The organism is Siccibacter colletis, assembly GCF_000696575.1.
GTDB classification, from domain to species: domain Bacteria; phylum Pseudomonadota; class Gammaproteobacteria; order Enterobacterales; family Enterobacteriaceae; genus Siccibacter; species Siccibacter colletis.
Genome location: NZ_JMSQ01000011.1, coordinates 198,593 through 224,894 on the forward strand (window position 1 = coordinate 198,593; position 26,302 = coordinate 224,894).

Genomic DNA, 26,302 nt, shown 5'->3' on the forward strand with positions numbered 1-26,302 from the left:
ATGAGTCAACTGACAATGCAGGAAGATCTGGCGCGCCAGGGGCGGTTTTACTCGTCGGTGATCTGGCTGACGCTGGCCGGGCTGGTGGTGTTTTTCGTCTGGGCGTGGTTCGCGACCCTCGACGAAGTGACGGTCGGTACCGGGAAAATCACCCCCTCCACCCATGCGCAGGTTATCGAGAGCCTCGACGGCGGCATCGTCAATGCGCTGCTGGTGAACGAAGGGGATATTGTCGAGCGCGGGCAGCTGCTGGCCCGGCTGGATCCGACGCGCTTTGCGTCTAACTTTGGTGAAGCGGCGGCCCGGGTGCGGGCGCTGCGTGCTTCCAGCGAGCGTTTGCGCTCCGAGCTGACCGGCGAGCCATTGCGCTTCAGCCCGGAGTCGATGCGCGAGCCGGATCTGGTGGCGCGCGAGCGTCAGCTGTATGAGTCGCGCCGTCGTACCCTGAATGAAACCGTGGCTAACCTGCAAAAAACCTGGCAGCTGGTGATGTCGGAGCTGCGCATGACCCAGCCGCTGGTGGCGAAAGGCGCGGCCAGCGAGGTGGAGGTGATACGCCTGCAGCGCCAGGCGGCGGAGCTGAAAGGGAAGATTGACGAGGCGCGCAACCAGTTTGCGGTCCGCGCTCGCGAGGAGCAGGTGAAAAACAACGCCGATCTTGATGCCCAGCTGCAGGTGATGGCGGGGAAAGAGGATCAGGTGACCCGTGCGTCGCTCTATTCGCCGGTGCGCGGCATCGTTAAGGACGTGCAGGTGACGACGGTAGGCGGCGTGGTACAGCCCGGCGGCAAGCTGATGGAGATTGTGCCGCTGGAGGATCAGCTGCTGGTGGAAACGCGCATCAACCCGCGCGACATCGCCTATATCCGTCCGGGGTTGCCGGCGACGGTAAAGGTCACGGCCTATGACTCGTCCATCTACGGCAATCTCGACGGCACGGTAGAGGTGGTGTCGCCGGATACCCTGCAGGATGAGGTTAAGCGCGATCAGTTCTATTACCGGGTTTACGTGCGCACCCAAAAAGCGGAGCTACAGAACCGCGCCGGGAAAGTGTTCCCAATCCTGCCGGGGATGGTAGCGAACGTGGAGATCAAAACCGGGCAGAAAACGGTGCTCGATTATCTGATTAAGCCGCTGAATAAGGTGAAAGAAGCGCTGCGCGAGCGTTAACGCGGGGTAGGGTAGTGGTGGGTGCGCTGGCGCTTACCCACCCTGGGGGCGGTGCGACGCTGCGATAGGGCTGTGGTGGGTGCGCTGGCGCTTACCCACCCTACAGGCTCTTCGCGCAGTGTGGAGCAGCGGTGGGGTTCACCCACCCTGCGCAGAAGCGAAAGCCGGGTATCAGCGCCCGGCGTTTTTCATGATGCGGGCTTTGTCGAGCTGCCACTCGCGCTCTTTCAGGTCGGAACGCTTGTCGTGCTGTTTCTTACCTTTCGCCACGCCGATTTTTACTTTGCACCAGGCGTTCTTCCAGTACAGCGACAGCGCTACCACGGTATAACCGTCACGCTTCACCAGCCCGTAGAGGTTGTCCAGCTCGCGCTGATTGAGCAGCAGTTTACGGGTGCGGGTCGGATCGCAGACCACGTGGGTGGAAGCCACGTTAAGCGGAATGAAATGGGAGCCGAACAGGTACGCTTCGCCTTCAATGAGCGTGACATAGCTGTCGCTGATGTTCGCTTTACCGGCGCGCAGGGATTTAACTTCCCAGCCCTGCAGAGCCAGACCCGCTTCAAATTCTTCTTCGATGAAATATTCGTGGCGGGCGCGCTTGTTAAGCGCGATGGTGGCTGAGCCTGGTTTGTTTGATTTTTTCTTCGTCATAATGGCGCTCAGTATACGTAATCCAGTAGTTCAAAGACACCCCATCCGGTGGGACGGAAACGGATATCTTAGCATGAGTTCCGGCGTAGCGTTTTTCTTTAGTCGATGATAAATGTTATTATTTATGGGTCCTATGAATCGCAGGAAATGCTATGCCGCAGATTAGTCGTACTGCCCTGGTGCCATACAGCGCCGAGCAGATGTATCAGTTAGTGAACGACGTGAAATCCTACCCGGAGTTTATCCCCGGCTGCGTAGGAAGCCGCGTGCTGGAATCAAGCCCCAACCAGATGACCGCTGCGGTGGAAGTCTCGAAGGCCGGGATCAGCAAAACGTTCACAACCCGGAATACGCTAACCAGCAATCAAAGCATTCTGATGCACCTGGTTGATGGCCCCTTTAAAAAGCTGATGGGTGGCTGGAAATTTACCCCGCTTAGCCCTGACGCGTGTCGCATCGAATTCTCGCTCGACTTTGAGTTCACCAACAAACTCATCGAACTGGCGTTTGGCCGCATCTTTAAAGAGCTGGCGTCTAACATGGTGAGTGCGTTCACCAACCGTGCCAAAGAGGTCTACAGTGCCGGGTGAGATCGCCGTTGAGGTCGTTTACGCGCTGCCTGAAAAGCAGTACCTGCGTAAAGTGACGCTGAGCGAAGGTGCGACGCTTGAAGATGCCATCGTGGCGTCGGGCCTGCTGGAGCTGCGTCCTGATATCGATCTTAAAAAGAATAAGGTCGGCATCTACAGCCGCGCGGCAAAGCTGCGTGATACGGTGCAGGATGGCGATCGGGTGGAGATTTATCGCCCGCTGATTGCCGATCCAAAAGAGCTGCGTCGCCAGCGTGCGGAGCGCTCGGCGAAGAAGTAACGCCGTCTCGCCGCTGTTCTGTCAGCCGATAAAAAAAGGTGCCTCAGGCACCTTTTTTGTTTTGAACATCGATGTTTTGTCACGTCTTTGTTTTATAACATCGCTCGCGCTTACTGCTTCGTCAGCTGCGGCTTGTTGTCGATGTTGGTCAGCACGCCATTGCTGTTAAAGGTGAGCGTCAGCGTCTGCTGGGTCACGCCTTCATGGCCAGGCTGCTGGCGGAAAACGTAGAACCAGGTGTTGGTTCCGAACGGATCGGACATCATCGGCGTACCCAGGGCGTAAGCCACCTGCTGCTGGGTCATCCCCACGCGCACTTTAGACACGTCGGTAGGTGCCAGGTAGTTGCCCTGGTTAATGTCGGGGCGGTAAACCACTCGCTCCAGAGTGGAACAGCCGGCGGTTAACATCAGAAGAACCGCTGCGACAGCAGTCAGCGTTTTACAGCGCATAGTGATTTGATTCCTTTTGGGGCCCGAACAGAACGCGGCGCATTCGTAATCGTGATATACCGATGATAATAAACCTTCAGGCAGTTTGAAACCTTAAGCCGCTTCACTATGACCCTGATAGTCGAAAAAAGTTGAGCAAATTTCTGCCCATATGACAATTTAACGACGTAACTGCTCTCTTTTTGTACGGGGAACGGGTGGGGCGCCCCACCCGTGTCATCGGGACTTAACCGTTATGCTGCCAGCAGCTCTTTAGCGTTGGCGAGGGTATTGCGGGTGACTTCGCTGCCGCCCAGCAGGCGAGCCAGCTCCTGCAGACGCGCACGTTTATCCAGCGGCTGCATGTGGGTTTCGGTCATCGCGCCATCGGTTTCTTTACTGACGAAGAAATGCTGATGGCCACAGCCCGCCACCTGCGGCAGGTGGGTAACGCACATCACCTGCGTTGATTCCCCTAGCTGACGCAGCAGCTTACCTACCACCGCCGCCGTCGGGCCGCTGATCCCCACGTCCACTTCATCGAAGATCAGCGCCGGGGTTTCCATCTTACGTGCCGTAATCACCTGAATCGCAAGCGCGATACGCGACAGTTCGCCGCCAGAAGCCACTTTTGACAACGCCTGAAGCGGCTGGCCCGGGTTGGTGCTGACGCGGAAATCGATACGGTCGGCGCCCTCGGCGGTCAGGTGGTGCTCGTCAAATTCCACCTGAATCAGCAGCTGGCCGTGCGGCATCGACAGAGAGTGGATGCTCTCGGTGATCAGCTCGCTCAGCTCTGCGGCGTATTTGACGCGGGCATCATGCAGCTGGTGCGCCGTCTCCAGCGCCTGCTGATGCTGCACCGACACCGCCTGCATCAGCGCGTCCAGGGTATCGGACTGGGTGTCCATCTGCTGCTGCTCTTCCAGCAGCGAGGCGTGAAACGCCGGCAGCGCTTCCGGGGCAATATGATGCTTGCGGGCAAGGGTAATCTGACGCGAAATGCGCTGCTCCAGTTCGTACAGGCGATTAGGATCGAGATCGAGACGCTCGCAGTAGTGGCGCAGCTCGTCGCTGGCTTCGCTAATCTGAATCGCCGCCTCTTCAAGCATGTTCAGCACGCCGGAGAGCTTATCGTCCATCCCGATCAGTTCGGTGACCATGTTGCGCACGCTGTAGAGCTGGCTTTGCAGGTTGCTGTCTTCACCATCGGCCAGCGCGTTGAGCGCCTGCTGGCTGGTGGAGAGCAGCTGGCCGCTGTTGGCAAGGCGCTTATATTCTTCATCGATCTGCTCGAACTCTCCCGGCAGCGGGTTGAATTCGTTCAGCTCCTTAAGCTGGTAGGCGAGCAGTTCGGCACGGGCGGCGCGCTCCTGGCTCAGCTGCTGGTGCTGGGCCAGCGCACGGCAGCTCTGGTGCCATTCGCGGTAGGTAGCCGCCATCTTTTGAGTGAGCGCATGCTCACCTGCATAGCCATCAAGCAGGGTTTTCTGGTGATCGGGCTTAAGCAGCAGCTGGTGCGCGTGTTGACCGTGGATCTGGATCAACAGCTGACCCAGTTCGCGCAGCTGTGACAGCGGCACGGCGGTACCGTTGATAAAACCGCGTGAGCGACCGTCGCTGCTGATAACGCGGCGGAGTAAACACTCACGCCCATCATCAAGCTGGTTCGCTTCCAGCCAGCGCAACGCCGCAGGGGTGTCTTTCAGGGAGAAGCGTGCGCAGAGATCTGCGCGACCCGCACCGGGACGCACCATGTCTGCGTCCGCACGACCGCCGAGGCACAGCCCGAGCGCATCAATCGCGATGGATTTACCCGCACCGGTTTCACCGGTGATGGCCGTCATCCCGGCGTGAAAATCGATTTCCAGCTCACGAACGATTGCGAAATTGCTGATGGTCAGTTGTGCCAGCATAGCCGTCTTCCTGTATAAACTAACATGACTGTGTTTTCGTACAGTATAATCTGGTTTTTTATACAGTAAAGCGGCTTCGCACAAAATCAGAACAATTTTTTAGACCAGCCCAGCTTTGAGCTTAATGTATTGAAATAATTGTAATCTTTCGGGTGTATCAGGTTGAGGTGGTAGTCGCAGCGGCGGATAAGCACGTCTTCGCCTTCCTGAATAGGCAGCGCGATCTGGCTGTCGCAGCTGATCTCCAGATCGCTGCGGCGGTGGGAAAAGCGCAAGCGAATGGTGCTGCTGCTGTTGATCACCAGCGGGCGCGCCGACAGCGTATGCGGGAACATCGGCACCAGGGTTATGGCATCAAGCGAGGGGGTGAGGATGGGGCCGCCGGCAGAGAGCGAATAGGCGGTCGATCCGGTGGGGGTGGAAATAATTAATCCGTCCGAGCGCTGGGAGAAGGCGAATTTTTCATCTATATAGACTTCAAACTCGATCATGTGCGCGACTTTGCCCGGATGCAGCACCACTTCGTTAATGGCGGTACTGATGCGGGTCTGGCAATCCTGCTGGCACACCTGTGCTTCCAGCAAAAAGCGCTGCTCGGCAATGTAATGCCCGTCGAGCACGTCGGCGAGCTGCTGTTGGGCGTTATCGGGGTCAAGGTCGGTGAGAAAACCGAGGTTGCCGCGGTTGATGCCAATAACTTTAATATCGTAGCGCGCCAGGGTACGCGCGGCGCCCAGCATGTTGCCGTCGCCGCCGACCACCACGGCGAGATCGGCATACTGACCGATATCTGCCAGGGTTCCGGTTCTGACGTGCTGCAGCTTCAGTTCCTGGGCAATCTGCTGTTCGACGATGACGTCGTACCCCTGCTGATCGAGCCAGCGCCAGAGCATTTCATGTGTGGTGAGGGCGGTAGGATGGCGTGGATGTCCGACAATACCGATACACTTGAAATGATTATTCATTTTGCTGGTGGTCCTTGTGCAGATTGGTTGACTCAAAACGTCAGGTTCCCTTGAAACCCGGAAACTGATCCCCATAATAATCCAGGTTAGCGAGTTGAATGCGAAAAAACGCGGAGAATTTCATGAGTAGTAAAGAACAGAAAACGCCTGAGGGGCAAGCCCCGGAAGAAATCATCAAGGATCAGCAGCAGGACGAGGTTGAGGCTGTTGAAACCGCCGATTCCGCTGAACAGGTGGATCCGCGCGATGAGCAGATTGCCGCACTTGAGGCACAGCTTGTTGACGCGCAAACCCGTGAGCGCGACGGCGTGCTGCGTATCAAAGCGGAAATGGAAAACCTGCGTCGCCGCACCGAACAGGATATCGAGAAGGCGCATAAATTCGCGCTGGAGAAGTTCGTCAACGAACTGCTGCCGGTGATCGACAGTCTCGATCGCGCGCTGGAAGTGGCGGACAAATCTAATGCCGAAATGGCGCCGATGGTGGAAGGCATTGAGCTGACCCTGAAATCCATGCTCGACGTGGTGCGCAAGTTTGGTGTGGAAGTGATCGACGAGACCAACGTCGCGCTGGACCCGAACGTGCATCAGGCCATTGCCATGGTGGAGTCTGAAGAGGTTGCGCCGAACCACGTGCTGGGCGTAATGCAGAAGGGCTACACGCTCAACGGACGTACCATTCGCGCTGCGATGGTGACCGTCGCTAAAGCGAAGGCGTAAGCCCCGCGCTCCCCTCTCCTGCGGGAGAGGGGAATATCGCTATTCCGCCACGCTCTCGCGCAGTGCTTTCACCGGCACCACTTTCACCTGCTTAATCATATTCTCCTGCACGTCGAGGATCTCAATGTCGTACTGGTTGATGCGCACCTGCGTACCGGCCTGCGGGAACTCCTCCAGCGCTTCAAGCAGCATGCCGTTCACGGTCCGCGCATCGTCCTCTGGCAGATGCCAGTTAAACGCTTTATTGATTTCGCGAATATTCGCGCTGCCTTCAATCAGCACCGAGCCGTCGTCCTGAGGGATAACCTCTTCCGCCAGACCCGGCGACATAGAGGTAGTGAAGTCGCCGACAATCTCTTCCAGAATATCTTCCACCGTCACCAGCCCCTGAATATCGCCGTACTCGTTAACCACCAGCCCGACTTTTTTCTTGTTGCGCTGGAATTTCACCAGCTGCATGCTGAGCGGCGTGCCTTCCGGGACGTAGTAGATCTCATCCGCCGCGCGCAGCATCACTTCTTTAGTGAACTCATTTTTCTCGGCCATCAGCCGCCATGCTTCGCGCATACGCAGCATGCCGATGGCGTCGTTGAGCGAGTCGCGATACAGCACAATGCGCCCGTGTGGGGAGTGGGTGAGCTGGCGCACGATGGATTTCCAGTCGTCGTTAATATCAATCCCGACGATGTCATTGCGCGGCACCATGATGTCGTTGACGCTGACTTTCTCCAGATCGAGCACCGACAGCAGCATGTCCTGGTTGCGGCGCGAGAGCTTCGAATTCGATTCGTTCACCAGCGTGCGCAGCTCGTCTTTGCTGAGCGCGGCGCTGACGACGTTGTCCACCTTAATACCGCCGAGGCGCATCAGCAGGCGGGTCACCATATTCAGCAGCCACACCAGCGGCATCATCAGGATCTGCAGCGGGCCGAGCAGCACGCTGCTGGGGAAGGCGACCTTTTCCGGATAAAGCGCGGCGATGGTTTTCGGCAGCACTTCGGCAAACACCAGCACCACGAACGTCAGGATACCGGTAGCGATGGCGACGCCCGCGTTGCCGTAAAGGCGCATGCCGACGATGGTCGCGATGGACGAGGCGAGGATGTTAACCAGGTTATTGCCGATGAGGACCAGGCTGATAAGGCGGTCCGGCTTGCGCAGTAGCTTCTCGACGCGACGGGCAGCGCGGTTGCCCTGTTTTACCTGGTGGCGCAGCCGGTAGCGATTGAGGGTCATCATGCCGGTTTCTGAACCGGAGAAATAAGCCGAGACCACCACCATGACGATCAGGGAGACGATCAGCGTGGTGGTTGAGATGTGTTCCAAAAGTGTGTCCTGTAAAGAGTGAAGGTTAGCGGATGAATTCCTGAATCATACGGCTACCGAAATAAGCGAGTGTGAGAAGCGTTGCGCCGGTCACGTTGAACCAGACCACGCGGCGTCCGCGCCAGCCTTCATGATAGTGGCCCCACAGCAGCACGATATAGACAAACCACGCCAGGATAGAGAGCACGGCCTTGTCGATGTTTTCCGAGCTGAACAGGTTATGCATATAGAACAAACCGGTGCAGAGCGTCAGCGTCAGCAGGACCACGCCCACCTGGGTGATGTGGAACATTTTGCGCTCTATGCCCATCAGCGGCGGCATTTCGCTGGTGAAAATCAGCCGTTTGTTTTTCAGCTGGTAGTCGATCCACGCCAGCTGCAGCGCATAGAGCGCGGCGATAATCAGCGTAGCATACGAGAACAGCGACAGCCCGATATGCACCATCATCCCCGGGGTGCCTTCCAGATGGGTGATGTACTCGTTGGGCACAAAGGCGGCCAGCGCGAGGTTAATCAGCGCAAACGAGTAGACGATCGGCAGCAGCAGCCAGCCGCGGTTATGCGAGGCGACAAAGGTCATCACCGAGCAGATCATCAGGCTCACCAGCGACCCGACGTTCAGCAGGCTCAGGTTCTGACCGCTGTCGTCGTCCGGAAAGATACGGGCTTCCAGCGCCAGCGCGTGGCAGATAAGCGCGATCACCGCGGAAAGGATTGCCATGCGGCGCCATGCGCTGTTCTTTGTGAGCAGGCCGGGAATGATCAGCGCCAGGCTGATGGAGTAGGCAACAAGCGCAAGCAGTGCAAAAACAGGCATATTGTAGTGTCGGTTGTCGGCAATTGAGAAAGAGAAGCAGTATAGCGCCAGCGGCGGCACGCTCCAACCGTTGCTTACATCGCATAACAGCGGCTTCATGTTATACTCCGGGCCATTATTCTCCAGATGTCGCTGCGGCGGCCTTAAGTGACAACCTCAGGCAAAGACCATGTTTGATAATTTAACCGATCGTTTGTCGCGCTCGCTGCGCAACATCAGTGGCCGCGGGCGCCTCACCGAAGACAATATTAAAGAAACCCTGCGCGAAGTGCGTATGGCGCTGCTGGAAGCTGACGTTGCGCTGCCGGTAGTGCGTGATTTTATCAACCGCGTTAAAGAGAAAGCGGTTGGTCATGAAGTGAATAAGAGCCTGACCCCGGGTCAGGAGTTTGTGAAGATCGTGCGTAGCGAGCTGGTCAGCGCGATGGGGGAGGAGAACCAGAGCCTCAACCTGGCCGCGCAGCCGCCTGCGGTGGTGCTGATGGCGGGCCTGCAGGGTGCCGGTAAAACCACCAGCGTCGGTAAGCTGGGTAAGTTCCTGCGCGAGAAGCACAAGAAGAAAGTAATGGTGGTCTCGGCGGACGTTTATCGCCCGGCGGCGATCAAACAGCTGGAAACCCTGGCGCAGCAGGTCGGCGTCGATTTCTTCCCGTCCGACGTAGCGCAAAAGCCGATCGACATCGTTAACGCGGCTCTGAAAGAAGCGAAGCTGAAGTTCTACGACGTGCTGCTGGTGGATACCGCCGGTCGTCTGCACGTTGATGAAGCGATGATGGACGAGATCAAACAGGTTCACGCCGCGATTAACCCGGTGGAAACCCTGTTCGTGGTCGATGCCATGACCGGTCAGGATGCGGCGAACACCGCGAAGGCGTTTAACGAAGCGCTGCCGCTTACCGGCGTGGTGCTGACCAAAGTGGACGGCGACGCCCGCGGCGGTGCGGCGCTCTCGATTCGTAACATCACCGGTAAGCCGATTAAATTCCTCGGCGTCGGCGAGAAAACCGAAGCGCTGGAGCCGTTCCACCCGGACCGTATCGCCTCGCGTATCCTTGGCATGGGCGACGTACTGTCCCTTATCGAAGATATCGAAAGCAAAGTTGACCGCGCGCAGGCCGAGAAGCTGGCGAGCAAACTGAAGAAAGGCGACGGCTTCGATCTGAACGACTTCCTCGACCAGCTCAAGCAGATGAAGAACATGGGCGGCATGGCGAGCCTGATGGGCAAGCTGCCGGGCATGGGGCAGATCCCGGATAACGTGAAATCGCAGATGGACGACAAGGTGCTGGTGCGCATGGAGGCGATAATCAACTCCATGACCCTGAAAGAGCGTGCGAAGCCGGAAATCATCAAAGGTTCGCGCAAGCGTCGTATCGCGATGGGCTGCGGCATGCAGGTGCAGGACGTTAACCGCCTTCTGAAACAGTTCGACGACATGCAGCGCATGATGAAGAAGATGAAGAAGGGCGGCATGGCAAAAATGATGCGCAATATGAAAGGGATGATGCCGCCAGGCTTCCCGGGCCGCTAACGGCCTGGCGTATTAGCCATTCTGACACCGGGGCGTGCTCGTCGTCTTCAGGCACAGCGAGGACGCGCCGGCCACAGTACCTACGCCGGTGTCAAACTGGCTCCCGCGATATACGCCTGATTGCCCCGGCTAACAGATGTAGATTGCATTTTCCCCAGAAATCAGTAAAATTTTCGGGCTTTTAATATGACGCCGGGCTCCGTTCCTCGATGGGGCCCGGTGTTTTATTCACACAAGAGGATGTTATGGTAACTATTCGTTTAGCTCGTCACGGCGCTAAAAAGCGTCCGTTCTACCAGGTTGTCGTTACTGATAGCCGCAATGCACGCAACGGTCGCTTCATTGAGCGCGTTGGCTTCTTCAACCCGATCGCTAACGAGAAAGAAGAAGGCACCCGCCTGGATCTGGATCGTATCGCTCACTGGGTTGGCCAGGGCGCGACCATTTCCGATCGCGTTGCAACGCTGATCAAAGCAGCACAGAAAGCAGCTTAATCTGTCACGGTGGTCATGATGAGCAAGCAACTCGCAGCGCAGGTTCCTGTTAACCCAATCGTATTGGGGAAAATGGGTTCGACCTACGGTATTCGTGGTTGGCTCAGAGTGTTTTCCTCCACCGAAGACGCCGAAAGCATTTTTGATTATCAGCCCTGGTTTATCCAGCGTGCCGGTAAGTGGGAGATGGTTGAGCTGGAAAGCTGGCGTCACCACAATCAGGACATTGTTATCAAGCTGAAAGGCGTTGATGACCGTGATGCCGCGAATCTACTGACTAATTGCGAAATTATCGTGGATTCCTCGCAGTTGCCGGATCTGGACGCGGGCGATTACTACTGGAAAGACCTTATCGGTTGCCAGGTAGTCACCACCGAAGGATACAGCCTCGGTAAAGTCATCGATATGATGGAAACCGGGTCTAATGACGTTCTCGTCATCAAGGCAAACCTGAAAGATGCGTTCGGTATCAAGGAGCGGCTGGTTCCGTTCCTCGATGGGCAGGTTATCAAGAAAGTCGATCTCGCTACTCAAACCATTGAAGTAGATTGGGATCCTGGTTTTTGAACCTCCGGATAATACGGTAAGAAACGGCACTATGTGGATTGGCATAATCAGCCTGTTTCCTGAGATGTTCCGCGCAATTACCGATTACGGGGTAACTGGCCGGGCAGTTAAAAAAGGCCTGCTAAGCATCCAGAGCTGGAGTCCGCGTGATTTCGCTCATGACCGGCACCGTACCGTGGACGAACGTCCTTACGGCGGCGGACCGGGGATGCTGATGATGGTGCAACCCTTGCGGGATGCCATTCATGCAGCGAAAGCAGCTGCTGGCGAAGGCGCAAAGGTGGTCTATCTTTCACCTCAGGGACGCAAGCTTGATCAGGCGGGCGTCAGTGAACTGGCGGCACATCAGAAGTTAATTCTGGTCTGCGGTCGTTACGAAGGGATCGATGAGCGCGTGATCCAGACCGAAATTGACGAAGAGTGGTCAATCGGTGATTACGTACTCAGCGGTGGTGAGTTACCGGCAATGACGCTGATTGACTCGGTTTCCCGGTTTATTCCGGGCGTACTGGGCCATGAAGCTTCCGCAACTGAAGATTCGTTTGCGGATGGATTGCTCGATTGTCCTCACTACACCCGTCCTGAAGTGTTAGAGGGCATGGACGTACCGGCGGTGTTGCTGTCGGGTAACCATGCAGAGATCCGCCGCTGGCGTCTGAAACAGCAGCTGGGCCGCACCTGGCTTAGAAGACCTGAACTTCTGGAAAACCTGGCTCTGACTGAAGAGCAAGCAAGGTTGCTGGCGGAGTTCCAACGTGAACACGCACAACAGCAACATAAACATGATGGGCAAGCGTAAAACGCGCCCGATTATCAGTTTACCCAGGATAAGAGATTAAATTATGAGCAACATTATTAAGCAACTTGAACAAGAGCAGATGAAGCAGGACGTACCTTCCTTCCGTCCGGGTGATACCGTGGAAGTGAAAGTATGGGTTGTTGAAGGTTCCAAAAAACGTCTGCAGGCATTCGAGGGCGTGGTTATCGCTATTCGTAACCGCGGTCTGCACTCTGCATTCACTGTTCGTAAAATTTCCAACGGCGAAGGCGTTGAGCGTGTCTTCCAGACTCACTCTCCGGTAGTTGACAGCATTGCTGTTAAACGTCGTGGTGCTGTACGTAAAGCTAAACTGTACTACCTGCGTGAGCGCACTGGTAAGTCTGCTCGTATCAAAGAGCGTCTTAACTAAGATTCGCTTTCGCGACATCCCAATGAAAAAGCCTGGCATCTGCCAGGCTTTTTTTATGCGCGTTTGTAAAAACGCCCGCCAGCGCGCCTCAGCCGTAACACTGCGCCAGCAAATCCGCTACAATGTCGGCACTTTTCATTTTCCGGATCGACACACGTAATGACGCCGCGTAAAACCACACTGCAAGCAGCAAGGCTGGCTCTGTTCGCCATGCTGCTTATCGTGTTTGCGCCGCTGGTGTCGATTACGCTGCAGCTGGCGTCCCATTCGCCGGTGCAGATGATGCATCACGATATGCCGGGCATGATGATGCCGGAACATCACGCTCATCATGAAGGCATGGCGCATCACGACGCGCCTGAGCCGACGCTCAGCCAGCAGCATCAGGATGCCTTAATGCTGATGGAGCACGCCGGGGCATGTGGTTACTGCGTGTTGCTCACCCATATGCCAGGCCTGCTGATGCTGGCGGTAGTGATGCTGGGCGGCTCGCTGCGGCTCCAGCGCATCGCGCCTGCGCCACCGACCCTCTCGATCTGGCTGTTTATTCCCTGGCTCTACCCCCATACCCGCGCCCCGCCGCGCCTGCCTGCTTTCTCCCGTTGATAACTTACAAACGTTGCGCTCCGGCGTAACGCGTTGGCTTTCATCCGTTAAGGAAAAAGTATGGCTACCTGCACTCCGCGACAGGCGTGGTTAACCCTGTTGCGACGTATTCATTTCTACATCGGGCTGTTCGTCGGTCCGTTTATTTTCATCGCCGCGCTCTCCGGCACCTTGTATGTGGCAACGCCGCAGCTGGAAAACGCATTCTACAGCCGGGCACTGTTCAGCGACGCGCGCGGACCGGCGCATCCACTGGCTGAGCAGATCGACGTTGCGCAGCAGGTGACCGGCGGTCATCTGCGCCTGCACGCTGTGCGTCCCGCGGCTGAAACCGGTGAAACCACGCGCGTCATGTATGCTGACCCGGCGCTGGGCGTTTCGGAAAACCGGGCTGTTTTTATCGACCCTGTCACGCTGGAAGTGCGTGGGGATATGACGGTATACGGCACCAGCGGCATCCTGCCGTTGCGCCAGTGGATTGACTATCTGCACCGCTCGCTGCTGCTTGGCGATGCCGGGCGTCTCTACAGCGAGCTGGCGGCCTCCTGGATGTGGGTGGCCGCGCTGGGGGGCATTGTGCTGTGGTGGATGACTCGCCCGCGTAAAGTGCTGAATAACCGCTTTCAGAACACGCGGCGGCTGCACGTCACGCTGGGTTGGGTGCTGCTGGCGGGCATGCTGCTGTTCTCGGCGACCGGTCTGACCTGGTCGCAGTGGGCGGGGGGGAATGTCGATAAGCTCCGCACCGCGTTTGGCTGGCTGACACCGCAGGTGAATACTGCACTGCACGGCACCACACCGGAGGTGCACGATCCTCATGCTGAACACCATATGCATCACGATATGGCGGACATGCCGACGCTGCATATCGCCTCGCAGCAGTTCGACGGCGTGCTGGCCGCAGCGCGCCGGGCGGGTATTGATGCCGGTATGCTGGAGATACGCCCGCCGCGCGAAGCCGGTAAAGCCTGGACCGTGACCGAGATTGACCGCCGCTGGCCGACGCAGGTGGACGCTGTGGCGGTAGATGGCGCTTCGCTGGCGGTGGTTGATAAGGTTAACTTTGCCGACTTCCCGTTAATGGCGAAGCTGACGCGCTGGGGCGTCGATCTGCATATGGGTGTGCTGTTCGGATTACCGAACCAGCTATTGCTGATCGCGTTCGGTATCGGGCTATGCGTGATGATTGTGGTGGGCTACCGGATGTGGTGGATTAAGCGTCCTGCCGGTGCGGCGGCCAGCCCGGCACAAACCGTCACTCAGGCATGGCAGGCGCTGGGAACCGGGGGAAAATGCCTGACGCTGCTGATAACCCTGGGACTGGGCATTGCGCTACCGGTAATGGGGGTCAGCATGCTGCTGTTCTTTATCGTTGATATTCTGCGCTGGCGCAGTGCCAGACCCGCGCCGCTCCACTCTTCTTCCACGTAACCGCAGGGCGCCGTGTCGCCACGGCGCTTTATTTTTTCTCCAGGGCGTCACGGGCGCCCTGATCCATGCCACGCTGCCATGCCTCGCGCAGCTTTCCGGCATTGTTCAGCCCGTCACAGCTGGCGGGATAGAGTTTGCCGTTCACGCCCCAGGCGTAAAGCGCTTCAGGCTGACAGATTTTTTTCTGTCCGCTGGCATAACCTTTCAGATAGCGGCTGCGGTCCGGTTTCAGATTGTTATAGTTTGCCGCCAGGGTGGCGTCATCTTTAACAACCGCCCCGGCGATCGCATCGTCATACCCTGCCTGATACCAGTTGGTTTTCCCGGTATCAGAAGCGGGGAGATCGGGCGTCAGCTGACAGCCGGTCAGGATAAAAGCGATGGTGAGCAATATCGAACGTAACATGGGCGCGTTTCCTTACTGAATACCTTCTTAAAGCATAGCGAGCCACCACGTATTTAGCCGTCAGCGGCAATAAAAAGTGACGCCTGTGAAGTGGTGTAACTATATGTTTACATTATTAGGGTGTTTTCGTGATTAAAGGCAGCTATAAAATGCGTAATGTAAACATAAGTGTACGTATTTTGGATTGAAATGTTTACCGCTTATGATATTGTGATGGCTCCTCTACGAGGAACGACTATCGCAAACGAGCACACCGAGGATCGCCATCATGCAAAAAGACGCGCTGAACAACGTACATATCGCCGACGAACATATTCTCATCACCCCGGAACAGCTGAAAGCCGAATTCCCGCTCAGCCTGGCGCAGGAAGCGCAAATCGCCGAATCGCGTCAGACCATTTCGAATATTATTGCCGGTCGCGATCCGCGTCTGCTGGTGGTGTGTGGACCTTGCTCGATCCACGATCCTGAAGCCGCGATTGAATATGCTCGTCGTTTTAAAACCCTGTCTGAACAGGTCAGCGATAGTCTCTACCTCGTTATGCGCGTCTATTTTGAAAAGCCACGTACCACCGTGGGCTGGAAAGGGCTGATCAACGACCCGCATATGGACGGCTCGTTTGACGTGGAAGGCGGGCTGAAAATTGCGCGTCGTCTGCTGGTGGAGCTGGTTAACCTCGGCCTGCCGCTGGCGACCGAAGCGCTGGATCCGAACAGCCCGCAGTACCTCGGCGATCTCTTTAGCTGGTCAGCCATCGGGGCGCGTACCACCGAATCCCAGACGCACCGCGAAATGGCGTCTGGCCTGTCGATGCCGGTAGGTTTCAAAAACGGCACCGACGGCAGCCTTGCTACGGCGATTAACGCCATGCGTGCTGCAGCGATGCCGCACCGCTTTGTCGGTATCAACCAGGCCGGTCAGGTCTGCCTGCTGCAAACCCAGGGCAACCCGGACGGGCATGTGATCCTGCGCGGCGGCAAAGCGCCTAACTACAGCCCGGCGGATGTTGCGCAGTGCGAGCAGGAGATGGAAAAAGCGGGTCTGCGTCCGGCGCTGATGGTGGACTGCAGCCACGGCAACTCTAATAAAGACTACCGTCGTCAGCCCGCGGTGGCGGAATCCGTGGTCGCACAGATCAAAGACGGCAACCGTTCGATTATCGGGTTGATGATTGAGAGCCATCTGCACGAGGGCAATCAGTCCTCCGAGCAGCCACGCAGCGCCATGAAGTACGGCGTGTCGGTGACCGATGCCTGCATCAGCTGGGAAACCACCGAAGCGCTGCTGAGAGAGCTTCATCAGGATCTCAATAACGCCCTGTCGGCGCGGCGCGGATAAGAGGCACACATGGCTGCAGAACTGACCGCGTTACGCGATCAAATTGATGAAGTAGATAAAGCGTTGCTGGCCCTGCTGGCAAAGCGACTGGAGCTGGTGGCCGAGGTGGGCGAAGTAAAAAGCCAGTATGGTTTACCGATTTACGTGCCGGAGCGTGAAGCCTCAATGCTGGCGTCGCGCCGTGCCGAAGCGGAAAAGCTTGGCGTGCCACCGGATCTGATTGAAGACGTGCTGCGCCGCGTGATGCGCGAGTCCTACTCCAGCGAGAACGATAAAGGCTTCAAAACGCTGCACCCCGCGCTGCGGCCGGTGGTGATTGTCGGCGGTGGCGGGCAGATGGGGCAACTGTTCGAAAAAATGCTCACGCTGTCGGGTTACCAGGTACGCATTCTCGAAAAGGCCGACTGGGACAACGCGCCGGCACTGTTAGACGATGCGGGTATGGTGATCGTCAGCGTGCCAATCCACGTCACCGAAGAGGTAATTGCCGCGCTGCCGCCGCTGCCGGATGACTGTATCCTGGTCGACCTGGCGTCGGTGAAGAACGGTCCGCTGCAGGCGATGCTGAAAGCCCACGCTGGCCCGGTGCTGGGGCTGCACCCGATGTTTGGCCCAGACAGCGGCAGCCTTGCCAAGCAGGTGGTGGTGTACTGCGACGGGCGCGAGCCGCAGGCCTACCAGTGGCTGCTGGAGCAGATTCAGGTCTGGGGTGCGCGTCTGCACCGCATCAGCGCGGTGGAGCACGATCAAAACATGGCGTTTATTCAGGCGCTGCGCCACTTCGCGACGTTCGCCTACGGTCTGCATCTGGCGGAAGAAAACGTTCAGCTGGAGCAGCTGCTGGCGCTGTCATCGCCCATTTACCGCCTGGAGCTGGCGATGGTCGGGCGTCTGTTTGCCCAGGATCCGCAGCTGTACGCCGACATCATTATGTCGTCCGGGGATAACCTCGCGCTGATCAAGCGCTACTACAAGCGCTTCGGGGAGGCCATTGCGCTGCTGGAGCAGGGCGACAAGCAGGCGTTTATCGACAGCTTCCGCAAGGTGGAACACTGGTTTGGCGACTACGCCACGCGCTTCCAGAGCGAAAGCCGCTCGCTGCTGCGTCAGGCCAACGATATCCGGCAGTAACGCCAGAGCAGGATATACTGAAAAGCCAGTGGGGAAACCCGCTGGCTTTTTTTTCGCAACGGGAGTGTGAGCATGACTGAACCTCAACCGCTATTCGATTACATCGGGCATCTGCCGGAATGCCCGGTCTGGCAGGAAGAAGCACAGGCGCTGTGGTGGGCCGATATCCTTGAAGGGGAGATCCATCGCTATCACCCGGCAAGTGGGGAGCACCGGGTGCTGCGCTTTCCGGAAGAGGTAGGATGCTTTGCGCTGCGTGAGCAGGGTGGGTTTATCGTCGCGATGCGCAGCGCCATCTGGCTGGCGGACGAGAACGGCACGCTGGTTACTAAAGTGTGCGATAACCCCAGTAACCCGGCGCTGGCGCGGTTTAACGACGGCGGCACCGATCATCACGGGCGTTTCTACGCTGGCACCTTCTGGGGTCCGGGAGACTATAACGGCGCGCTGCTGGTCAGGGTGGATAACGATCTGACCCCGCATGTTATCCAGTGTGACATTCACGGTGCCAACGGTCTGGCGTTCAGCCCGGACGGCCGCTGGATGTACACCTCCGATACGCCCAACGGCATTATCTGGCGCACGCCGCTTGATGACAACGGCGAACCGGGCGACCGTGCGACGTTTAAAACCTTTGCGCAAGGCGAGGGCATTCCTGATGGTGCGGCTATGGACGTGGAGGGCTGCTACTGGAGTGCGCTGTTCGACGGCTATCGCATTGCGCGTTTTTCACCGCAGGGGGAGGAGCTGGAGAGCTACCGTCTGCCGGTGCGCTGTCCGACGATGGTGTGCTTCGGTGGCGAGCAGATGAAGACCCTGTATATCACCACCACGCGGGAGAATATGGATGAGCAGGAGCTGCAAGCGCGCCCGCTCTCCGGGGCGATCTTCACCCTGCCGGTGGCGGTGGCAGGGATGAAGAAAGGACCGTTCCGCGAAGCTTAAGCCGGGTCGACCGGGACGACGTTCTCGCTCGGGTAGCAGCCGAGTACCTTCAGCGAACGGGTAATGGCGGTCAGTTCCCGCAGGGCCGCCTGCATGCTGGTTGATTCGAGGTTAGCCTGGATATCGAGATAGAACATCTCTTCCCATGGGTTGCCGTTGATCGGGCGCGACTCCAGTTTGGTCATGATCAGGTTGTGATTGCGCAGCACCAGTAGCGCTTCAACCAGCGCCCCTGCCTGTTGGCCGGTCGCCATCAGCAGGGTAGTTTTCGCCGGAACCTGATCCGAGACGTCGATGGCTTTACGCGCCAGCACGATGAAGCGGGTGATGTTCTGGGTCTGGTTGGCGAGATTACGCTCCAGCACCTGAAGCCCGTACAGGCCGCCCCCAGCTTCATTCCCGAGCGCAGCGACGCGCGGCGAATTAGCTTGCGCGACCTTCTCCATCGCCGCGGAGGTGCTTTCGCAATACTCAATTTTCCAGTGCGGGTAGCGGTTAATAAACTGGCTGCACTGCTGGAACGGCTGGGGATGGCTGTAAACCGTGTCGATTTGCTCAAGCGTCGTGGTGCCAGATACCAGCACACAGTGATCGATGGGAATGGTCAGCTCGCTGACAATCGACAGGCTGGTGTGCTGAAGCAGATCGTAGACATCGTTAATCGCGCCGGAGCTGGTGTTCTCAATCGGCACCACCGCGTAATCGGCTTGGCCGGTTTCAACCTGCTGAAAGATGTCCTGGAATTTTGCGCAGCCGCTCTCAATAAACGTATCAAAGTGGCGAGCGGCATACTGGCGCGCCGCAAGGTGAGAGTAAGAGCCTTTCGGGCCAAGAAACGCAACTCTGGCCGAACGTGGATTGGTTTTATTGAGATGCTGCTGGAGTAACGCCTGCTGCGTCAGCACCGAATCTTCGATAATCAACTGAAACAGACGGGTGATGTAGTGCGCATCCAGCTGCTGCTTTTGCCCAAGCTGAATCAGGCGGTCCAGCAGGTCGCGCTCGCGATCGATATCCCGCACCGGGCGATGAGTGGTCAGCTTGGCTTTGCCCACCTCAACCGCCAGCAGGCGACGCTCCGCCAGCAGCATCAGTAATTTTTCATCCAGCGCGCTGATCTTCTCACGCAGGGCCAGTAACGGGTTTTCCGCTGTCATAACGCCACCTTTTTTCTTGTTATCAATAAAAAAGCCTCCCGGTGTGGGAGGCTTTATTGTTCGTCTTCGCATTCTTTATCACATGACGACACGCCTCCCGTTCAGGGGAAGGTAAAAAAGAATGCGAAGAAAAACGGAAGTAATTTCATTGGGGATCTCTGTTGGCTGCTCTCAGTAAAGTACCCGCTGGGTTTTCCTTGTGTCAATAAAAAACGCGCCCGCAGGCGCGTATGAAGAAAAGGCGATGAGTTACTCTTCTTTTTCTTCGACTTCCTCGACGAGGCTCATATCTTTAACGGAGCCGGTAGTACGGCGAGCTTCGCCCTTATGCTGAACCTTATTGAGCTGGCGCTCCAGCTTGGTGATCAGCTCGTTAATGGCGGCGTACATATCATCGTGCTTCGCACTGGCAACCAGTTGCCCGTTTGGCGTGTTGATGGTGGCATCGGCCACAAAGCCCTGCGGCTCTTTAGAGAGAATGATATGCGGATTGATTAACTGAGTTTGCCATTTTTCGAGCTTGGCGAGACGGTCTGCGACATGCTGGCGAATTGCCGGGGTGATGTCCATTTGCTTGCTGGTAATGTTCATTGTCATAAATGTTACCTCTCGTCTTTCCGTCTTGGTAACTTCAGCATAACGCCTCAACGGTCAAAATGTGTGATTCGAGTCACTTTTTTTCGTCACTTTTTGTCAATGAATGTTTTTTGTGATTACCGACAGGGAGAGGATAGAGAGGACTTGAGAAGCCCATCAAAACAGGCCATAGTTGATGGGATGACCTGAATGACGCGGTCAACGAATCGCATAAAAAAACGGCAGCCACTGGCTGCCGTTTTTGCGTTCTGACGTTATCAGCTCGGATTGGCGGCGATGATTTTCGCCACTTTGTCTGCCTGCGCATTCAGCTGCAGTTCACGATAGGCGTTTTCCATCAGCTTCAGACCATCGCGAGTCGCCTGCGTATCAGGATAATTACGCAGCATGCCTTCAACGCGATTGGTCACAGCTACCCATGCGCCACGATCGGTATAGTATTGTGCGACCGAAAGCTCATACTTAGCCAGACGATCTTTCAGATAGACCAGGCGCTTAGACGCGTCGGTCACGTACTGGCTGTTCGGATAGCCACGCACCAGTTTAGAGAAGTCGTTGAACGCCTCGCGCGCGCGCTGAGGATCGCGGTCGCTACGGTCCACGCCGAAGAAGCCCTGCAGTGCGCTGTCATCCAGTGCCATGTTGGTCAGGCCACGCATATAGATTACATAATCGATATTCGGGTGAGTCGGATTCAGACGCATAAAGCGGTCGATGGCAGCCTGAGCCAGCGGCAGATCGGCATTTTTATAATATGCGTAGATCAAATCCAGCTGCACCTGCTGTGAGTACGGCCCAAACGGATAGCGGTTATCCAACGCTTCCAGTTGCGTTATTGCTGCTTTCCAGTTACCGTCCTGGAGTTTTTGCTGAGCAGTCGCGTAGATTTCAGAGGGCGGATTATCAGGAACCTCGTCCTTAGAACCGGAGCAGCCCGCCAGAGCAAGGCTCAACGTGGCAGCTGCCAACAAATATTTCATGCGCGTCATGACGTTTTGACTTTCCTCAGAATGTTTCCGGGAGACTTACCTGTTCCTGCTCCCGATTAAGACCAGCTACAATAGCACACTATGCCCGTCATACTTCAAGGCACATATTATACGGCTAAGCCGTAAAACCCAACGTTAACGAAGAAGCTGTATATGGCACAACGAGTACAACTCACCGCAACGGTGTCCGAGAATCAACTCGGTCAACGCTTAGATCAGGCTTTGGCCGAATTGTTCCCTGATTATTCACGTTCGCGCATAAAAGAATGGATCCTCGACCAGCGCGTACTGGTGAATGACGTCGTCAGCGACAAGCCGAAAGAGAAAGTATTGGGCGGCGAACGCGTTGCTATCAATGCTGAGATAGAAGAAGAGGCGCGTTTCGAACCTCAGGATATTCCGCTGAATATCGTTTACGAAGACGAAGACATTATCGTCATCAACAAGCCGCGCGACCTGGTGGTGCATCCGGGCGCCGGTAATCCGGACGGCACGGTGCTGAATGCCTTGCTGCATTACTATCCGCCTATCGTTGACGTACCGCGCGCCGGTATCGTTCACCGTCTGGATAAAGACACCACCGGCCTGATGGTGGTAGCAAAAAATGTCCCGGCGCAGACCCGTCTGGTAGAAGCGCTCCAACTGCGTGAAATTACCCGTGAATACGAAGCGGTAGCCATCGGCCATATGACCGCCGGCGGTACGGTGGAGCAGCCGATCAGCCGCCACCCAACCAAGCGCACCCATATGTCGGTACACCCGATGGGTAAACCGGCGGTAACGCATTATCGGATTATGGAGCACTTCCGTATCCACACCCGTCTGCGTCTGCGCCTGGAAACGGGGCGTACTCACCAGATCCGTGTTCACATGGCGCATATTACCCATCCGCTGGTGGGCGATCAGCTCTATGGTGGCCGTCCGCGTCCGCCGAAAGGGGCGTCAGAAGCTTTCATTCAGACGCTGCGCAAGTTCGACCGTCAGGCGTTGCACGCGACCATGCTGCGTCTTTATCATCCGATCAGCGGCATTCTGATGGAGTGGAACGCGCCAATCCCGCAGGATATGGTCGACCTCATCGAGGCGCTGCGTAACGATTACGAAGAACACAAAGACAGCGTGGACTGGCTATGACAACACTGATTATTCCCGACTGGCCGCTGCCGCAGGGCGTGCAGGCGTGCAGCTCAACGCGTATCGGCGGGGTGAGCCTGCCGCCTTACGACTCGCTCAATCTGGGCGCGCACTGCGGGGATAATCAGCAGCATGTCGACGAGAACCGTGAACGGCTTCATCGCGCCGCGGGTTTTCCACAAAAACCGGTATGGCTGGAGCAGGTGCATGGCCGCGACGTGCTGAAGCTGACCGGCGCACTGCCAGTTGTTAAGCGTGCTGATGCGTCGTGGACTAACCAGCGCGGCACGGTCTGCGCTGTAATGACCGCAGATTGCCTGCCGGTGCTGTTCTGTAACAAAGCCGGCACTGAAGTTGCCGCCGCCCACGCTGGCTGGCGCGGCCTCTGCGAGGGCGTTCTGGAAGAAACCGTCGCCTGTTTTACCGACGCACCGGAAAACCTCATCGCCTGGATGGGGCCCGCCATCGGCCCTGATGCTTTCGAAGTGGGAGGGGAGGTCCGGGAAGCGTTTATGGCACATGACGCCCAGGCTGACGCGGCGTTCGTGCCGAAAGGCGAAAAATACATGGCTAATATTTATCAGCTGGCGCGCCAGCGTCTGGCTACGGCAGGGGTGACCGCCGTCTATGGCGGCGACCGCTGTACTTTCAGCGAAGCCGACGCCTTTTTCTCCTGGCGTCGCGACAGAACCACAGGCCGCCTGGCAAGTTTCATCTGGCTGATATAACCTATTGAATCAAGACGATCCAGTGCGGATAACTCCCCGCTTACATAATTAGCGTCTCTAACCTTGAATAATTGAGGGATGACCTCATTTAATCTCCAGTAGCAAATTTGACCTGTTATGGGAGGAGTTATGCGTCTGGATCGTCTTACCAATAAATTCCAGCTTGCTCTTGCCGACGCCCAGTCCCTGGCGCTGGGGCAAGACAACCAGTTTATCGAACCCCTTCATCTTATGAGCGCCCTGCTTAATCAGGAAGGCGGTTCCGTTCGTCCGTTATTAACCTCAGCCGGTATTAATGCCGGTCAGTTGCGTACCGCCATTGAGCAGGCACTGAGCCGTCTGCCGCAGGTGGAAGGTACCGGTGGGGATGTACAGCCATCTCAGGATCTGGTGCGCGTCCTGAATCTGTGCGACAAGCTGGCGCAAAAACGCGGCGACAACTTTATTTCGTCCGAGCTGTTCGTTCTGGCGGCGCTTGAATCGCGTGGCACGCTGGCTGATTTACTGAAGTCGGCCGGTGCTACAACAGCAAACATTACCCAGGCAATTGAACAGATGCGCGGAGGCGACAGCGTGAACGATCAGGGGGCTGAAGACCAACGTCAGGCGTTGAAAAAATACACCATCGATCTGACCGAGCGTGCCGAACAGGGCAAACTCGATCCGGTTATCGGGCGCGATGAGGAAATTCGCCGCACCATTCAGGTACTTCAGCGCCGTACTAAAAACAACCCGGTACTGATTGGGGAACCCGGCGTGGGTAAAACCGCCATCGTCGAGGGGCTTGCGCAGCGCATTATCAATGGCGAAGTGCCGGAAGGGCTGAAAGGCCGCCGCGTACTGGCGCTGGATATGGGCGCGCTGGTGGCCGGTGCGAAGTATCGCGGGGAATTCGAAGAACGCCTGAAAGGCGTCCTCAACGATCTCTCTAAACAGGAAGGCAATGTCATCCTGTTTATCGATGAGCTGCATACGATGGTCGGCGCAGGTAAAGCCGATGGCGCGATGGACGCCGGTAACATGCTGAAACCCGCGCTGGCTCGCGGCGAGCTTCATTGCGTTGGTGCCACCACGCTGGATGAATATCGCCAGTACATCGAAAAAGATGCGGCGCTGGAACGTCGTTTCCAGAAAGTGTTTGTCGCAGAGCCGTCGGTGGAAGACACCATCGCCATTCTGCGCGGGCTGAAAGAGCGTTATGAACTGCATCACCATGTTCAGATCACCGACCCGGCAATTGTTGCAGCGGCCACGCTGTCGCATCGCTACATTGCCGATCGTCAGTTGCCGGATAAAGCCATCGACCTGATTGACGAAGCGGCATCCAGCATTCGTATGCAGATAGACTCCAAACCAGAAGAGCTGGATCGCCTCGAACGCCGCATTATTCAGCTCAAGCTGGAGCAGCAGGCGCTGATGAAAGAGTCTGATGACGCCAGTAAGAAACGGCTCGAGATGCTCAACGACGAGCTTGCTGATAAAGAGCGGCAGTATTCTGAATTAGAAGAAGAGTGGAAAGCTGAGAAAGCATCGCTTTCCGGTACTCAGACGCTGAAATCAGAACTGGAGCAGGCAAAGATTGCTATTGAACAGGCGCGTCGCGTCGGCGATCTGGCGCGCATGTCTGAACTGCAGTACGGCAAAATTCCTGAACTGGAGAAACAGCTGGAAGCTGCCTCGCAGTCTGAGGGGAAAACCATGCGGCTGCTGCGTAACCGTGTTACTGATGCAGAGATCGCCGAAGTGCTGGCACGCTGGACCGGTATCCCGGTGTCGCGCATGCTGGAAGGCGAGCGAGAAAAGCTGCTGCGCATGGAGCAGGAGTTACATAGCCGCGTGATTGGTCAGGATGAAGCCGTAGAAGCGGTATCGAATGCCATTCGTCGTAGCCGCGCGGGCCTGTCCGATCCAAATCGTCCGATAGGCTCCTTCCTGTTCCTTGGCCCGACCGGGGTAGGGAAAACCGAACTTTGTAAGGCGCTGGCAAACTTTATGTTTGATAGCGATGACGCCATGGTGCGCATCGATATGTCCGAGTTTATGGAGAAACACTCCGTATCGCGGCTGGTGGGCGCGCCTCCGGGCTATGTCGGTTATGAAGAGGGCGGTTATCTGACGGAAGCAGTACGCCGTCGTCCTTATTCAGTCATTCTGCTGGACGAAGTCGAGAAAGCGCATCCGGATGTCTTCAACATTCTGTTGCAGGTTCTGGATGACGGGCGCCTGACCGATGGGCAGGGAAGAACGGTAGATTTCCGCAATACCGTGGTCATCATGACCTCTAACCTCGGTTCCGATCTGATTCAGGAGCGCTTCGGCGATCTGGATTACGGGCATATGAAGGATCTGGTGCTGGGTGTGGTAAGCCAGAACTTCCGCCCTGAGTTCATCAACCGTATAGATGAAGTGGTGGTATTCCATCCGCTCGGCCAGCGCCATATTGCATCCATCGCGCAGATCCAACTGCAGCGGCTGTATAAACGTCTCGAAGAGCGTGGCTACAGCGTCACGATGTCTGATGAAGCGCTGCAGTTACTGGGTGAGAATGGCTACGACCCGGTATACGGTGCGCGTCCCCTGAAACGCGCTATCCAGCAACAGATTGAGAACCCGCTGGCGCAACAGATTCTCTCCGGTGAGTTGATTCCGGGTAAAACGGTACAGTTAACGGTAAAAGACGACCGTATTGTTGCGGTGCAGTAAGGGGCAGAAACGTAAAACGAGCCTCGCGGGGCTCGTTTTTGTTTGTTTTCCAGTCGCTGCAGGCGTTAATTTATACGCATTGCCTGGAAAGTGAGCGAACGGAATTTATTTTAAGAATTGCTCTTGTCAGTTTCTGAGAACTCCCTATAATGCGCCTCCACTGACACGGAACAACGGCGAACAGGCCGGCCTGTCAGGTGAAGGCAAGCGAAATAAATGCTTGACTCCACAGCGGGATAGCGTAGTATACGCAGCCCGCGCCGCTTGAGAAATAAGCGAAGCGGCACTGCTCTTTAACAATTTATCAGACAATCTGTGTGGGCACTCGGGGCACTGATATCTTTCACGTCGCAAGACGAAAAAGCATTATCAAGTCTCAAGAGTGAACACGTAATTCATTACGAAGTTTAATTCTTTGAGCATCAAACTTTAAATTGAAGAGTTTGATCATGGCTCAGATTGAACGCTGGCGGCAGGCCTAACACA

General features: G+C 56.7%; 28 protein-coding genes and 1 other annotated feature. Of the genes, 17 read left to right on the forward strand and 11 right to left on the reverse strand.

Translation table 11 applies throughout. From position 1 onward, the window contains the following. Complete coding sequence (locus ET34_RS0114225; protein WP_031523122.1) at positions 1 to 1,170, forward strand: HlyD family efflux transporter periplasmic adaptor subunit; 1,170 nt, start codon at positions 1 to 3, stop codon at positions 1,168 to 1,170. A 171-nt stretch (positions 1,171 to 1,341) separates the two neighbouring features. Here the strand turns inward: ET34_RS0114225 and smpB are convergent, their stop codons facing one another. After that, positions 1,342 to 1,824, reverse strand: coding sequence for an SsrA-binding protein SmpB (smpB, locus tag ET34_RS0114230; RefSeq protein WP_031523124.1), 483 nt, complete (start codon positions 1,822 to 1,824; stop codon positions 1,342 to 1,344). 152 nt (positions 1,825 to 1,976) lie between these two features. Between smpB and ET34_RS0114235 the strand changes: the two genes are divergently transcribed. After that, positions 1,977 to 2,414 (forward strand): type II toxin-antitoxin system RatA family toxin, encoded by a 438-nt coding sequence (locus tag ET34_RS0114235; RefSeq protein ID WP_031523126.1) that lies wholly within the window; start codon positions 1,977 to 1,979, stop codon positions 2,412 to 2,414. Then, entirely contained in the window at positions 2,404 to 2,694 is a 291-nt protein-coding gene (locus tag ET34_RS0114240; RefSeq protein ID WP_031523128.1) for an RnfH family protein, read from the forward strand. The genes ET34_RS0114235 and ET34_RS0114240 overlap by 11 nt, the downstream gene beginning before the upstream one ends. A 110-nt stretch (positions 2,695 to 2,804) precedes the next feature. Here the strand turns inward: ET34_RS0114240 and bamE are convergent, their stop codons facing one another. The 3 genes from bamE to nadK all read right to left on the reverse strand — a co-directional run bounded on the left by bamE (position 2,805) and on the right by nadK (position 6,006). Then, positions 2,805 to 3,146: an outer membrane protein assembly factor BamE gene (gene bamE / locus ET34_RS0114245; RefSeq protein ID WP_031523130.1), complete on the reverse strand. Its 342-nt coding sequence runs from the start codon at positions 3,144 to 3,146 to the stop codon at positions 2,805 to 2,807. 233 nt (positions 3,147 to 3,379) lie between these two features. Next, positions 3,380 to 5,041 carry a DNA repair protein RecN gene (gene recN / locus ET34_RS0114250; RefSeq protein ID WP_031523132.1) on the reverse strand — a complete coding sequence of 554 codons (1,662 nt, stop codon included), beginning with the start codon at positions 5,039 to 5,041 and terminating at the stop codon, positions 3,380 to 3,382. Positions 5,042 to 5,127: 86 nt separating this feature from the next. Beyond that, the gene (gene nadK / locus ET34_RS0114255; protein ID WP_031523134.1) at positions 5,128 to 6,006 is read right to left on the reverse strand and encodes an NAD(+) kinase; all 879 of its coding nucleotides are present in this window, start codon (positions 6,004 to 6,006) and stop codon (positions 5,128 to 5,130) included. 122 nt (positions 6,007 to 6,128) lie between these two features. On the opposite strand from nadK, the gene grpE reads away from it, so the two are divergent. Continuing rightward, positions 6,129 to 6,725 carry a nucleotide exchange factor GrpE gene (gene grpE / locus ET34_RS0114260; protein WP_031523136.1) on the forward strand — a complete coding sequence of 199 codons (597 nt, stop codon included), beginning with the start codon at positions 6,129 to 6,131 and terminating at the stop codon, positions 6,723 to 6,725. A 39-nt stretch (positions 6,726 to 6,764) separates the two neighbouring features. Here the strand turns inward: grpE and ET34_RS0114265 are convergent, their stop codons facing one another. Continuing rightward, positions 6,765 to 8,051, reverse strand: coding sequence for an HlyC/CorC family transporter (locus ET34_RS0114265; RefSeq protein WP_031523138.1), 1,287 nt, complete (start codon positions 8,049 to 8,051; stop codon positions 6,765 to 6,767). Positions 8,052 to 8,076: 25 nt separating this feature from the next. Then, positions 8,077 to 8,868 carry a cytochrome C assembly family protein gene (locus tag ET34_RS0114270; RefSeq protein ID WP_031523140.1) on the reverse strand — a complete coding sequence of 264 codons (792 nt, stop codon included), beginning with the start codon at positions 8,866 to 8,868 and terminating at the stop codon, positions 8,077 to 8,079. 169 nt (positions 8,869 to 9,037) lie between these two features. Between ET34_RS0114270 and ffh the strand changes: the two genes are divergently transcribed. The 7 genes from ffh to ET34_RS0114305 all read left to right on the forward strand — a co-directional run bounded on the left by ffh (position 9,038) and on the right by ET34_RS0114305 (position 14,687). Then, a complete protein-coding gene (gene ffh / locus ET34_RS0114275; protein ID WP_031523142.1) occupies positions 9,038 to 10,399 on the forward strand; it encodes a signal recognition particle protein in 1,362 nt (453 codons plus the stop codon). A 245-nt stretch (positions 10,400 to 10,644) separates the two neighbouring features. Continuing rightward, entirely contained in the window at positions 10,645 to 10,893 is a 249-nt protein-coding gene (gene rpsP, locus ET34_RS0114280) for a 30S ribosomal protein S16 (RefSeq protein ID WP_031523143.1), read from the forward strand. 18 nt (positions 10,894 to 10,911) lie between these two features. Next, complete coding sequence (rimM, locus tag ET34_RS0114285; protein ID WP_031523145.1) at positions 10,912 to 11,460, forward strand: ribosome maturation factor RimM; 549 nt, start codon at positions 10,912 to 10,914, stop codon at positions 11,458 to 11,460. Positions 11,461 to 11,491: 31 nt separating this feature from the next. Beyond that, positions 11,492 to 12,259, forward strand: a complete 768-nt coding sequence (gene trmD / locus ET34_RS0114290) for a tRNA (guanosine(37)-N1)-methyltransferase TrmD (protein ID WP_031523147.1) — start codon at positions 11,492 to 11,494, stop codon at positions 12,257 to 12,259. 43 nt (positions 12,260 to 12,302) lie between these two features. Continuing rightward, positions 12,303 to 12,650, forward strand: a complete 348-nt coding sequence (rplS, locus tag ET34_RS0114295; protein ID WP_002914145.1) for a 50S ribosomal protein L19 — start codon at positions 12,303 to 12,305, stop codon at positions 12,648 to 12,650. Between the two features lie 159 nt (positions 12,651 to 12,809). Next, on the forward strand, positions 12,810 to 13,256 hold the full coding sequence (locus ET34_RS0114300; RefSeq protein WP_031523151.1) for a DUF2946 domain-containing protein: 447 nt from the start codon (positions 12,810 to 12,812) through the stop codon (positions 13,254 to 13,256). A gap of 60 nt (positions 13,257 to 13,316) precedes the next feature. Then, complete coding sequence (locus ET34_RS0114305; RefSeq protein WP_031523152.1) at positions 13,317 to 14,687, forward strand: PepSY-associated TM helix domain-containing protein; 1,371 nt, start codon at positions 13,317 to 13,319, stop codon at positions 14,685 to 14,687. 28 nt (positions 14,688 to 14,715) lie between these two features. Here ET34_RS0114305 and ET34_RS0114310 read toward each other — a convergent pair whose 3' ends face one another. Further along, a complete protein-coding gene (locus ET34_RS0114310; RefSeq protein WP_031523154.1) occupies positions 14,716 to 15,093 on the reverse strand; it encodes a DUF2799 domain-containing protein in 378 nt (125 codons plus the stop codon). 268 nt (positions 15,094 to 15,361) lie between these two features. Here ET34_RS0114310 and aroF point away from each other — a divergent pair, with 268 nt between their 5' ends. From aroF to ET34_RS0114325, 3 genes are all read left to right on the forward strand, one after another. Next, positions 15,362 to 16,432: a 3-deoxy-7-phosphoheptulonate synthase AroF gene (aroF, locus tag ET34_RS0114315; protein WP_031523156.1), complete on the forward strand. Its 1,071-nt coding sequence runs from the start codon at positions 15,362 to 15,364 to the stop codon at positions 16,430 to 16,432. Positions 16,433 to 16,441: 9 nt separating this feature from the next. Continuing rightward, positions 16,442 to 17,563, forward strand: a complete 1,122-nt coding sequence (gene tyrA / locus ET34_RS0114320; RefSeq protein ID WP_031523157.1) for a bifunctional chorismate mutase/prephenate dehydrogenase — start codon at positions 16,442 to 16,444, stop codon at positions 17,561 to 17,563. A 72-nt stretch (positions 17,564 to 17,635) separates the two neighbouring features. After that, complete coding sequence (locus tag ET34_RS0114325) at positions 17,636 to 18,508, forward strand: SMP-30/gluconolactonase/LRE family protein (RefSeq protein ID WP_031523159.1); 873 nt, start codon at positions 17,636 to 17,638, stop codon at positions 18,506 to 18,508. Here the strand turns inward: ET34_RS0114325 and pheA are convergent. The 4 genes from pheA to bamD form a co-directional block, all read right to left on the reverse strand. Continuing rightward, positions 18,505 to 19,665, reverse strand: coding sequence for a bifunctional chorismate mutase/prephenate dehydratase (gene pheA, locus ET34_RS0114330; protein WP_031523160.1), 1,161 nt, complete (start codon positions 19,663 to 19,665; stop codon positions 18,505 to 18,507). The two genes, ET34_RS0114325 and pheA, sit on opposite strands and share 4 nt — an antisense overlap. Before the next feature lie 24 nt (positions 19,666 to 19,689). Further along, positions 19,690 to 19,815 (reverse strand) — a sequence feature (Phe leader region). Next, a complete protein-coding gene (gene pheL / locus ET34_RS22840) occupies positions 19,767 to 19,814 on the reverse strand; it encodes a pheA operon leader peptide PheL (protein ID WP_121497579.1) in 48 nt (15 codons plus the stop codon). Its footprint overlaps the feature before it by 48 nt. Positions 19,816 to 19,914: 99 nt before the next feature. After that, on the reverse strand, positions 19,915 to 20,262 hold the full coding sequence (gene raiA, locus ET34_RS0114335; RefSeq protein WP_031523162.1) for a ribosome-associated translation inhibitor RaiA: 348 nt from the start codon (positions 20,260 to 20,262) through the stop codon (positions 19,915 to 19,917). Positions 20,263 to 20,519: 257 nt separating this feature from the next. Continuing rightward, a complete protein-coding gene (bamD, locus tag ET34_RS0114340) occupies positions 20,520 to 21,251 on the reverse strand; it encodes an outer membrane protein assembly factor BamD (protein ID WP_031523164.1) in 732 nt (243 codons plus the stop codon). Positions 21,252 to 21,404: 153 nt separating this feature from the next. On the opposite strand from bamD, the gene rluD reads away from it, so the two are divergent. The 3 genes from rluD to clpB all read left to right on the forward strand — a co-directional run bounded on the left by rluD (position 21,405) and on the right by clpB (position 25,816). Beyond that, a complete protein-coding gene (gene rluD, locus ET34_RS0114345) occupies positions 21,405 to 22,385 on the forward strand; it encodes a 23S rRNA pseudouridine(1911/1915/1917) synthase RluD (protein ID WP_031523166.1) in 981 nt (326 codons plus the stop codon). Beyond that, positions 22,382 to 23,113, forward strand: coding sequence for a purine nucleoside phosphorylase YfiH (gene yfiH, locus ET34_RS0114350; protein WP_031523168.1), 732 nt, complete (start codon positions 22,382 to 22,384; stop codon positions 23,111 to 23,113). Before rluD ends, yfiH begins: the two co-directional genes overlap by 4 nt. Before the next feature lie 129 nt (positions 23,114 to 23,242). Then, positions 23,243 to 25,816, forward strand: coding sequence for an ATP-dependent chaperone ClpB (gene clpB / locus ET34_RS0114355; protein ID WP_031523170.1), 2,574 nt, complete (start codon positions 23,243 to 23,245; stop codon positions 25,814 to 25,816). The last annotated feature ends 486 nt before the right edge of the window (positions 25,817 to 26,302 follow it).

Bases quoted from the DNA above. Each gene is read 5' to 3' on its own strand.
- recN (WP_031523132.1), bottom strand. From the start codon at position 5,041: ATGCTGGCACAACTGACCATCAGCAATTTCGCAATCGTTCGTGAGCTG.
- grpE (WP_031523136.1), top strand. From the start codon at position 6,129: ATGAGTAGTAAAGAACAGAAAACGCCTGAGGGGCAAGCCCCGGAAGAA.
- ET34_RS0114270 (WP_031523140.1), bottom strand. From the start codon at position 8,868: ATGCCTGTTTTTGCACTGCTTGCGCTTGTTGCCTACTCCATCAGCCTG.
- ET34_RS0114305 (WP_031523152.1), top strand. From the start codon at position 13,317: ATGGCTACCTGCACTCCGCGACAGGCGTGGTTAACCCTGTTGCGACGT.
- rluD (WP_031523166.1), top strand. From the start codon at position 21,405: ATGGCACAACGAGTACAACTCACCGCAACGGTGTCCGAGAATCAACTC.
- pheA (WP_031523160.1), bottom strand. From the start codon at position 19,665: ATGACAGCGGAAAACCCGTTACTGGCCCTGCGTGAGAAGATCAGCGCG.
- ET34_RS0114325 (WP_031523159.1), top strand. From the start codon at position 17,636: ATGACTGAACCTCAACCGCTATTCGATTACATCGGGCATCTGCCGGAA.
- rpsP (WP_031523143.1), top strand. From the start codon at position 10,645: ATGGTAACTATTCGTTTAGCTCGTCACGGCGCTAAAAAGCGTCCGTTC.
- raiA (WP_031523162.1), bottom strand. From the start codon at position 20,262: ATGACAATGAACATTACCAGCAAGCAAATGGACATCACCCCGGCAATT.
- bamD (WP_031523164.1), bottom strand. From the start codon at position 21,251: ATGACGCGCATGAAATATTTGTTGGCAGCTGCCACGTTGAGCCTTGCT.
- ET34_RS0114225 (WP_031523122.1), top strand. From the start codon at position 1: ATGAGTCAACTGACAATGCAGGAAGATCTGGCGCGCCAGGGGCGGTTT.
- nadK (WP_031523134.1), bottom strand. From the start codon at position 6,006: ATGAATAATCATTTCAAGTGTATCGGTATTGTCGGACATCCACGCCAT.
- rimM (WP_031523145.1), top strand. From the start codon at position 10,912: ATGAGCAAGCAACTCGCAGCGCAGGTTCCTGTTAACCCAATCGTATTG.
- clpB (WP_031523170.1), top strand. From the start codon at position 23,243: ATGCGTCTGGATCGTCTTACCAATAAATTCCAGCTTGCTCTTGCCGAC.
- bamE (WP_031523130.1), bottom strand. From the start codon at position 3,146: ATGCGCTGTAAAACGCTGACTGCTGTCGCAGCGGTTCTTCTGATGTTA.
- aroF (WP_031523156.1), top strand. From the start codon at position 15,362: ATGCAAAAAGACGCGCTGAACAACGTACATATCGCCGACGAACATATT.
- tyrA (WP_031523157.1), top strand. From the start codon at position 16,442: ATGGCTGCAGAACTGACCGCGTTACGCGATCAAATTGATGAAGTAGAT.
- trmD (WP_031523147.1), top strand. From the start codon at position 11,492: ATGTGGATTGGCATAATCAGCCTGTTTCCTGAGATGTTCCGCGCAATT.
- smpB (WP_031523124.1), bottom strand. From the start codon at position 1,824: ATGACGAAGAAAAAATCAAACAAACCAGGCTCAGCCACCATCGCGCTT.
- ET34_RS0114235 (WP_031523126.1), top strand. From the start codon at position 1,977: ATGCCGCAGATTAGTCGTACTGCCCTGGTGCCATACAGCGCCGAGCAG.
- ET34_RS0114300 (WP_031523151.1), top strand. From the start codon at position 12,810: ATGACGCCGCGTAAAACCACACTGCAAGCAGCAAGGCTGGCTCTGTTC.
- yfiH (WP_031523168.1), top strand. From the start codon at position 22,382: ATGACAACACTGATTATTCCCGACTGGCCGCTGCCGCAGGGCGTGCAG.
- ET34_RS0114310 (WP_031523154.1), bottom strand. From the start codon at position 15,093: ATGTTACGTTCGATATTGCTCACCATCGCTTTTATCCTGACCGGCTGT.
- rplS (WP_002914145.1), top strand. From the start codon at position 12,303: ATGAGCAACATTATTAAGCAACTTGAACAAGAGCAGATGAAGCAGGAC.
- ffh (WP_031523142.1), top strand. From the start codon at position 9,038: ATGTTTGATAATTTAACCGATCGTTTGTCGCGCTCGCTGCGCAACATC.